This window comes from Mycobacterium sp., from assembly GCF_032162105.1.
Classification (GTDB): Bacteria; Actinomycetota; Actinomycetes; order Mycobacteriales; family Mycobacteriaceae; genus Mycobacterium.
In genome coordinates this window covers 1-8,392 of sequence record NZ_JAVRPS010000726.1, presented here as the reverse complement: position 1 = coordinate 8,392, position 8,392 = coordinate 1, and the positions used below count along the sequence as shown (strand labels likewise).

At 65.7% G+C, this 8,392-nt stretch carries 12 protein-coding genes; 5 read left to right on the top strand and 7 right to left on the bottom strand.

Features of this window, described 5'->3' with window-relative positions:
* Window positions 1-11: 11 nt before the first annotated feature.
* From QOC69_RS36725 to QOC69_RS36705, 5 genes are all read left to right on the top strand, one after another.
* Window positions 12-854: an NAD(P)-dependent oxidoreductase gene (locus tag QOC69_RS36725; RefSeq protein WP_526447875.1), complete on the top strand. Its 843-nt coding sequence runs from the start codon at window positions 12-14 to the stop codon at window positions 852-854.
* Window positions 851-1,672, top strand: coding sequence for a mycofactocin-coupled SDR family oxidoreductase (locus tag QOC69_RS36720; RefSeq protein WP_526447873.1), 822 nt, complete (start codon window positions 851-853; stop codon window positions 1,670-1,672). Before QOC69_RS36725 ends, QOC69_RS36720 begins: the two co-directional genes overlap by 4 nt.
* Before the next feature lie 72 nt (window positions 1,673-1,744).
* Entirely contained in the window at window positions 1,745-2,464 is a 720-nt protein-coding gene (locus tag QOC69_RS36715; RefSeq protein WP_184434126.1) for a hypothetical protein, read from the top strand.
* Window positions 2,461-3,051 carry a cytochrome c oxidase subunit 3 family protein gene (locus QOC69_RS36710; RefSeq protein ID WP_526447871.1) on the top strand — a complete coding sequence of 197 codons (591 nt, stop codon included), beginning with the start codon at window positions 2,461-2,463 and terminating at the stop codon, window positions 3,049-3,051. Before QOC69_RS36715 ends, QOC69_RS36710 begins: the two co-directional genes overlap by 4 nt.
* Window positions 3,051-3,329, top strand: a complete 279-nt coding sequence (locus QOC69_RS36705) for a cytochrome C oxidase subunit IV family protein (RefSeq protein ID WP_526447869.1) — start codon at window positions 3,051-3,053, stop codon at window positions 3,327-3,329. Before QOC69_RS36710 ends, QOC69_RS36705 begins: the two co-directional genes overlap by 1 nt.
* 3 nt (window positions 3,330-3,332) lie before the next feature.
* Here QOC69_RS36705 and QOC69_RS36700 read toward each other — a convergent pair whose 3' ends face one another.
* The 7 genes from QOC69_RS36700 to QOC69_RS36670 form a co-directional block, all read right to left on the bottom strand.
* Window positions 3,333-4,226 carry a hypothetical protein gene (locus QOC69_RS36700; protein ID WP_526447867.1) on the bottom strand — a complete coding sequence of 298 codons (894 nt, stop codon included), beginning with the start codon at window positions 4,224-4,226 and terminating at the stop codon, window positions 3,333-3,335.
* Window positions 4,227-4,401: 175 nt separating this feature from the next.
* Complete coding sequence (locus QOC69_RS36695; protein ID WP_526447865.1) at window positions 4,402-4,794, bottom strand: nuclear transport factor 2 family protein; 393 nt, start codon at window positions 4,792-4,794, stop codon at window positions 4,402-4,404.
* Window positions 4,795-4,865: 71 nt separating this feature from the next.
* Entirely contained in the window at window positions 4,866-5,447 is a 582-nt protein-coding gene (locus QOC69_RS36690) for a nuclear transport factor 2 family protein (RefSeq protein ID WP_526447863.1), read from the bottom strand.
* 5 nt (window positions 5,448-5,452) lie between these two features.
* Window positions 5,453-6,376, bottom strand: coding sequence for an SDR family NAD(P)-dependent oxidoreductase (locus QOC69_RS36685; protein WP_526447861.1), 924 nt, complete (start codon window positions 6,374-6,376; stop codon window positions 5,453-5,455).
* On the bottom strand, window positions 6,373-6,810 hold the full coding sequence (locus tag QOC69_RS36680; RefSeq protein WP_526447859.1) for a Zn-ribbon domain-containing OB-fold protein: 438 nt from the start codon (window positions 6,808-6,810) through the stop codon (window positions 6,373-6,375). The genes QOC69_RS36685 and QOC69_RS36680 overlap by 4 nt, the downstream gene beginning before the upstream one ends.
* Entirely contained in the window at window positions 6,804-7,607 is an 804-nt protein-coding gene (locus QOC69_RS36675) for an enoyl-CoA hydratase/isomerase family protein (protein ID WP_526447857.1), read from the bottom strand. Before QOC69_RS36675 ends, QOC69_RS36680 begins: the two co-directional genes overlap by 7 nt.
* Window positions 7,604-8,392 (bottom strand): cytochrome P450 (locus QOC69_RS36670; protein ID WP_526447855.1); only part of this gene is annotated, 789 nt, incomplete at its 5' end. The genes QOC69_RS36670 and QOC69_RS36675, both read right to left, overlap by 4 nt.

The following is an 8,392-nucleotide window of genomic DNA, read 5'->3' as shown; positions in this document are numbered from 1 at the left end:
GGGAGTGTGCAATGACGACTACCGTCGGATTCCTCGGTGCGGGCCAACTCGGAGAACCCATGGTCGAGCGGCTGCTCGGTGCCGGGCACGACGTGCTGGTCTACGCCAGGCGCGAGGATGCCCGCCGTCGATTGAAGGCGAAGGGTGCGGCAGTGGCCGACTCGGTGGCCGACCTGGCCCGCGGCAGCGACGTCCTGATCTCGAGTCTGTTCTCCGATGCGCAGCTGCGTGAAACCGGACTCGGACCAGACGGTTTCATCGCCAACGCGAAACCCGGCTCGGTGTTCGTCTCCCACACCACCGGTACCGTGTCCACCCTCGAGACCCTGCGGGCCGATTCGGCGTCCGGGCCGGTCGTACTCGACGCCCCGGTCAGCGGTACCGCGGACGACATCGCCGCGGGCACGCTGACCGTGTTGATCGGGGGACCGGGAGACGCCGTTGCCGCCGTGACACCGATCTTGACCGCCTATGCCAATCCGGTGGTGGCGACTGGTCCGCTCGGTAGTGCGTTGGCGATCAAGCTGATCAACAACCTGCTGTTCGCGGCGAATGCCCAACTCCTGGCGACGGCAACGCAACTTGGCGAACAGCTCGGCGTCGAGCCGGACGTGCTGTTGTCCACGCTGCAGGTGTGCAGCGCCGGCAGTCAGGTGGCGGCCCACGCGCATCGCATCGGCGGAATGGACGAGTTCGCCCAGCGCGCCGGACCCTTTCTGCGCAAGGACATCGCCGCCTGCCGCGAGGCCGCCGCCGAGGCCGGCGTGGAGCTCGGACTGTTGGGCACCGCCGTGCGGGAGGGGCCGCTGGCCCTGGACGATGTCGACTCGACGACCGGACGGGCGTCGCGATGACGGGTCGACTCGCGGGGAAGGTCGCGTTCATCACCGGCGCCGCCAGGGGACAGGGCCGTGCGCATGCGGTACGCATGGCCGAGGAGGGGGCCGACGTCATCGCCGTCGACCTGGCCGGCCCATTGCCAGTATCGGTGCGCTACCCGTCCGCCACCGCCGACGATCTCGAAGAGACCGTGGAGATCGTGAAGGCCAAGGGCGGCCGAATCACGGCCACCGCCGCGGACATCCGTGATCTGGACGCGCTGCGAAGCGCCGTCGACGAGGGCGTCGAGGCGTTTGGCCGACTGGACGTCATCGTGGCCAATGCGGGAATCTGCATCCCCGCACCGTGGAACGAGATCACCCCGGAGTCGTTCCGCGACATCATCGACGTCAACGTGACGGGCACCTGGAACACGGTGATGGCAGGCGCGCAGCGGATCATCGATGGGGGCCGCGGCGGCTCCATCGTTTTGATCAGCTCCTACGCCGGGGTGAAGGTGCAGCCGTACATGGTGCACTACACCGCGAGCAAGCATGCGGTGACGGGGATGGCCAGGGCCTTCGCCGCTGAGCTGGGCAAGCACGACATCAGGGTCAACAGCGTGCATCCCGGACCGGTGAACACCCCGATGGGTGGCGGGGACATGATCGCCGCGTTGTTCTCCGCGATCGAGACCAACCCCACGCTCAGCAACATGGGGACGCCGTTCCTGCCGCAGTGGGCCTGCGAACCGGAGGACGTCGCGGCCGCCGTGTGCTGGCTGGCGTCGGACGAGTCGCGCTTCGTGACCGCTACCCGGCTGTCGGTCGACCAGGGCATGGCGCAGTACTAGCCCTCTTCGCGTAGGCCGGATAAAATCATAAAACTAGTTAAACATTGAGCGGATTCGATCTAGAATTCGGCCATGGATCTGAAACTCCAACGCATTGCCGCGTGGGGCGGAATCGTCATGCTCGCCCTGTTCTTCGTCTTCTTCATGCTCATCGCCAAGCTGATCCCGCCGCTTTCACCGACCGCGAGCGCCAAGGACATCACGGACTTCCTCATCGCCAACAAGCTGCGGGTCAGGGTGGGCCTGGCATTCAGCCTGCTCGCCGCCTGCGTCGCGTTGCCGTTCCTGGCCACGATCTGTCTGAGGGTGCGTCGGGTCGAGGGTAAGTGGGGCGTCCTGTCGGTCACCCAAATCTTCGCCGGAGTGATCTTCGTGCCGGGCTTCCTCTTTCCGATGATGGTGTTGTCGGCAGCGGCGTTTCGTCCCGAACAACGCGATCCCGAGATCACTCAGGCGCTCAACGACGTGTTCTGGTTGATGTTCGTCGGGATCGTCGGAACTCTGGTGGTGCAGGCCCTGGTGCTCACCACGGCGTCCTTCGTCGACCGGACGGAACCTGCGACCTTCCCGCGATGGTTCGGCTACCTCAACGCCTGGTACGCGCTGCTGGCGCTGCCCGGCGGGGCGGTGATGATCTTCAACGAAGGCCCGCTGGCCTGGAACGGCGTCTTCGCCTTCTGGGTTCCGTTGGTGGCGTTCTCCGTCTGGATGGTCGCGGTGACAGCGGTCATGCTCCGCTCGATCGGTGCGGAGCAGGCGGCCGAGCGACCATTGGTCACCGCGGCGTCGTGACTCTCGGCACTCCGACTGCCACCGCGGCGCCGACGCGGCGGGTTCCCGGCGAGAACGGAACATGGGTCTTCCTGTTCGGCGACATGCTGGTGTTCGGTGCGTTCTTCGCCACCTTCATGGTCGAGCGGGCCAAGGCACCCGAAGTCTTCGACGTGGCGCGCAGAACGCTGCATCTCGGGGTCGGGCTCACCAATACCCTGGTGCTGCTGACGAGTTCGTTGTGCGTGGTCGTCGCGCTGGGAGCGTTGCGGTCGGGGGCGCGCCACATCGCACGCTCGGCCGTTGTGGGCGCGATGGTCTGCGGCGGAGTCTTCATCGCGCTCAAGGTGTTCGAGTATTACTCGCTGGTGACTGCTGGGCACGGCGCGGGTGCCAACCACTTCTACCTGTACTACTTCATCCTCACCGGCGTGCACCTGTTCCACGTCGGCGTCGGGATGGCGGTGCTGACGTTCCTGCTCACCCAGACCCGGCGGCGCGAGCTCACTGAGACCCGGATGGCCGTGGTCGAGGGTGGGGCCTGCTTCTGGCATCTCGTAGACCTGTTGTGGATCGTGCTGTTCCCGTTGCTGTACCTGGTGGCTTGATGCCGGGTCCATCGGCTCTCACCTTCGTACGCGGCCGCGCGGGAGTGTCGTGGCTGGTGTTGATCGTGGCGACGCTGATCGCCTACGCGCTGGGCGTCGACCACGGCACCGGATCGGTGATGGTGGTCGTGGTGCTCGCGATCGCCGCGATCAAGGTCCGGCTCGTCGGCCTCGACTTCATGGAACTGCGCTGTGCCCCAATGCCGTTGCGGGTCGCGTTCGAGGGCTACTGCCTTGGATTGTGGGCGCTGCTGTCCGGGTTGTACCTGTTTGGCTGACCGTTAGTGCGACAGGACGCCGAAGGCTCGCGGAATGAGCTCGAGTGCGCTGTAGACGCCGGGAGCTGCGGCGCACACGGCCGGTATCGAGTTGACGACACGAGCGGCGGTCGCCTGCGCACCCGGTAGGACGCCATCGATGTGCAGGTCGACCCGGATGGTCGGGTTGCCCTCGATGGTGACCCGGGTGAGTCGGCCCGTGGCGGAGCCGCGGGGAATCCGCGGCTCCCAGTCGTCTGGAGGATCGTCGGGCAGCGACCAGATGAAGGAGAAGCTCATTCGCGGTTCGCCCGCGACAACTCCCTCGAAACGCATTCGCACGCTGGCGATGGTGCCTTCAGCGATGGTGCCCGCGGGGAAGGTGTAGTCGCGGTCGGCCACCGCGATGTCGCGGAGTTCGTTGATACCGTCGAGCGTCCAGCCGAGGGCGTCGGCCACGAGCGCGAGTGGTGTAGACATGTGCGGAATCATCGCCCCAGGTTGGTACGCCTGAGCGTCTTGTTCGGGCGTGAGCCCGAAGCCAAAATGCGCGAAAAACGATTGTCCGCGAAATGCCCCAGACGGTAGCCGTTCCTCGACGCGGATCATCGTCGGCTCCGCGGTCAGGCTCACGAGATGAACCTGCAGGACATCGGTGGCGAACCCCGGGGCTATTCCCGTGCTCAGAAATGTACTACTGCCTTCGTTGCATGCAGAGCGGAATTTCAGCTGCAACGTCTCGTCGAGCGAATGCGGGAAACCTAATTGAGGGTCGGCTGCGACCACGTCCTTGCCGGTTGCAAGGATGGCGCAGATCTGGTCGATCACGTCGCTAGGATCACGACCAGACCCGGTCGGCATATACGTCACGCAGTCGCAATCGAGGGCGAGAAACTCTGCGATGTCGGCGGTGGCCACAACCCCGACTGGAGCAACGCCCACTATCTCGCCTGAGTCGCGGCCCACCTTGTCAGGGCTGTGAACCAGATGGCCGGTCAAGCTCAGCTGCGGTGATCGTAGGATCTGCCCAAGCACCATGGCACCGGTGTGACCGGTGCCCACGTGACTCACTCGAAGCTGTTGTGTCATCGCGTTACTCCCAGAACTGCTGCCACTCCCGGCTGTCGAATGGCAGCACCCGCATTTCGGCGACCACGCCGTCGGCCATTTGATAGGACGTCGCGCACAGCATGTCCAGTGCTCGGCCATTTCGCTGGGCAGTCGCGCGTTCTACTACGACGACGTACTTCTCGCCACCGACGATCTCCTGCACTTCGGTCGTGAGAGATCCGTCGGTGAGCTCCTGATTCCGCATCGCATGCTCCAGAAGTCCTGTTGCGCCGCGAAATACGCCCGCCCGCTGGGTGTCACCGAGTTCGATCCAGACGGACTGATCGTTGAATGGCCTCATGATGGCCTGTAGATCGCCGCTGATGTACGCGTCATACAGATCCTGGATCAACTTCAGGTTCGCTGCCGCATCCATGCGTGCCCCCTCCGGCATGTCTGCCGAGCATAGGCACATAGCGCAGACTGCACCCCGCATTTCGGCAGACGTCAGTGCGAGCGGACGCCGAAGTCGATGTCCTGGATGCCGGCGAACGGCGTGAAGCAGTCCTTGCCCAGCCATGACGGGCCGGCCACGTGCCCGGGGTCCGGGCGCGCCCAGTCGACCCATGACCCCCAGTCCTCGCGGCGCAGCTTCTGCTGCAACGTCTGCGGGTGTTCGTCGGCGGCCTTGGCGTAGCGCTGCGCGAATCGCTTCATCTCGGCCAACACCCAGACGTCCTCCTCGGAACGCCACTTGCCGTCACCGGCGTACTCGATGAATTGATAGGAGGGGAAGTCGATGGGCGGCCCGCCGGGCTCCGGGTTGTCGGCGCGGTTGAACACCTTGTAGGCGACCCGCGTCCCGTCGACGACGTACCAGATGAGCGGGCTGTAGACCTGCGGTGCCGCACCCATCGTCCCCTCGAGGAACTTGGTGATCTCGTCGGGACCGGTGAAGGTTCCGTAGAAGTGGTCGTGGTACGTCGCGTCGTCGGTGAAGAGGTTGGCCCAGGCGTGCCAGTCTTCGAGCACGGGACCAGTCATGAAGTAGCGCCGAAACTCCCGCTCGACCTCGGCAGTGTCTGACATGGCGGTCACCCACCCAGCCGCAGGCCGGTATTGCGCGTGCCGAACACGTCAGTTGCCATGATCGCACCGAGTGTGTCTGCGTCCCAGCGCTTCTGGCCGTTGGATACCGACGCCACCGGATGCCAGCCCTTCAGCAATTGAAGATGCTCGCCCATGGCCCGGATCACCTGACCACTGACGTGGCCGGCCTCCGGGCTGGCCAGCCAGGCCACCACCGGTGAGCCCAACGACGGGTCCTTGGGATCGAATTCGTCCTCGGCGCGCTCGTCGGGCTCGATCGGGGCCTGCGCGCCCGGCATGGTCGCTGACATCCGGGTGCGGCCACCCGGGCTGATGGCGTTGACGGTGGCGCCGATCGACGCCAGCTCCAAACTCAGGGTCTGGGTTAGTCCGACGATGGCCGACTTGGCGGTGCTGTAGTTGGTCTGCCCGAAGTGGCCGTGCAGGCCGGCGCCGGACGTGGTGTTGACGATGCGGCCGTAGACCTTTCCGCCAGAGTCCTTCGCTTCCGCACGCCACTTGCGGGCGACGGCCCGGCTAGTGAGCCAGCTGCCGCGGACGTGCACCCGCATCACCAGATCGAAGTCGTCGACGGTCATGTTCCAGATCGCCTTGTCGCGCACGATGCCTGCGTTGTTGACGACGATGTCCAGCCGGCCCAACTGTGAGTAGGCGCGTTCGACCGCGAGGTCGACCTGTTCCTCGTCGCCGACGTCGCTGAAGTCGGAAACTGCCATACCGCCGCGGCTTTCGATGATTGCTACCACCTCGTCGGCCACCTTGCCGGTGCCCTCGCCGGACAAACTGGTGCCCAGGTCGTTGATGATCACGGTGGCGCCGTGCTTGGCCAGTTCGAGCGCGTGGCCGCGGCCGATGCCGTGGCCGGCTCCGGTCACCAGGGCGACCTTGCCGTCCAGTAGTCCGGTCATGGCTTCCTCTCGCTTGGGGTGAAGACCGTCAGATAGGGGCTGTCCGGGTCCTCCGCGTCGACGGGGCGAAAGACAGCGGTGACCGCCATGCCGACTTCGAGGAGCTCCGGTTCCGCGCCCTCGATCGTCGTCATCAACCGTGGACCCTCGTCCAATTCGACGATGGCCGCCACGTACGGCAACCGCTCCTTGAACGGTGCCAGATCGTTCACGTACACGGTCGAATACGTGTAGAGCGTCCCAGTTCCGTTGGCCTGCAGGGGCTGCACGTCCTCGCTCCAGCAGTGCGGGCAGAACGGCCGCGGGTAGTGGTGCACCTTGCCGCACGCTCCACACTTGGCGATCAGCAGGCGCCCTTCGCGCGCCGCGTCCCAGTAGGGTGCGCTGGCGGAATCGATCGTCGGAATGTCTGCGCGCACCACCGCGGTCACCATCCGGTGAACTCGGTCGGACGCTTCTCGACGAACGCCTGCACGCCCTCCTTGGAGTCGTGCGCATACGACTGGAGTTCCTGTGCCATCGCCTCCGCGACGAACGCACTCGACCGGTCAGTGTCGGGGGAGTCGTTGAGCAGCCGCTTGGTGAACGCGATGGCGCTGGTCGGTGCGCCAGCCAGCCGCCCCGCGAAATCGGCGACCGTGGCGTCGAAGTCGGCGGCGCTCACCACCCGGTTCACCAGGCCCAGCGTCAATGCCTCGGCGGCCGTGAGTCTTTCGCCGAAGAACGCCATCTCCTTGGCCTTCTGCATGCCGATGCGACGGGGCAGCAGGTAGCAGCCCCCGCCGTCGACGACCAGCCCGCGCTTGACGAACGACTCTGCGAAGTAAGCGTTTTCGGTGGCGATCACCAGATCGGAGGCGTACACCACGTGCGCACCCAACCCGGTCGCCGCGCCGTGCACCGCGGCGATCACCGGCTTGTTGCAGTCGAGCACGCTGGCCACCAGTCGCTGGGCGCCGTTCATGATGCGCTTGGTCGGCTCGAGCACCCGCTTCTCGGCCTTCGCTCGCCGCTCGGCCAACGAGCCAACGTCGGCGCCGGAGCAGAAGTGCTTGCCGTTGGCGCGTAGCACCACGACGCGCACCTTCTCCTCGGCGTCGGCGGCGGCCAATAGCGCGATGAGCGCGTCGCGGTCGTCGGGCCGGACCGCGTTGGCGGCCTCGGGCCGGTTCAGCGTGATGGTCATGACGCCGTCCGTCAGGTCGGACAGCACCGTCTCCTGTGGGCTCATGGGATGTATGTCGCCTTCAGGTGTTTGATGCCATTGACGAAATTCGACCTCAGCATGACTGGCTCGCCTGCCGCGGTGATGTCCGGGTAGCGCGCGTAGAGCATCTTGAATGCCACGTTCAACTCCAGCCGGGCCAGGTGTGCGCCCAGACAGTAGTGCGGCCCTGGACCGCCGAAGGCGATGTGATTGTTCGGTTTACGCGCGATGTCGAAGCGCTCCGGCTCGTCGAACACCGCGGGATCGCGGTTGGCGGCGGGATACCAGACGACGACCTTCTCGCCCGCGTTGAAGGTATGGGTGACCTGGCCCGCCGCATCGGTGAGCGTCACCCCGTCTCGGGTGACGGTGCGGCGCATGTGGATCACCGGGCTGGCGTACCGCAAGATCTCCTCGACTGCGGTCGGTGCCAATTCGTCGTAGTCCGCCAGCAGCCGGTCGCGCTGGGCGGGGTGCGCGCTGAGGATCAAGAGTCCGTGGGTCAGCGCGTTGCGCGTGGTCTCGTTGCCCGCGCCGATCAGCAAGATGAAGAACTTCGCCAATTCCTGGGGCGTCAGGTTCTCCTCGTCCGAGGTGACCAGCTTGCTGATCACGTCGTCGCGGGGACGGGCGATGCGGTCCTCGGCGATGCCCTTGAGCAAGTCGATCAACTGCTCGCTGATGTCGGTGACCGCTGCCTCGATGCCCGCGACGCTCTGGTCGGGCACATATTCGGGGTCCGAGGCGCCGAGCACGACGTTGGTCGCGCGCAGGATGAACTGCTCGTGCTCGCGTGGAACGCCGAGCAT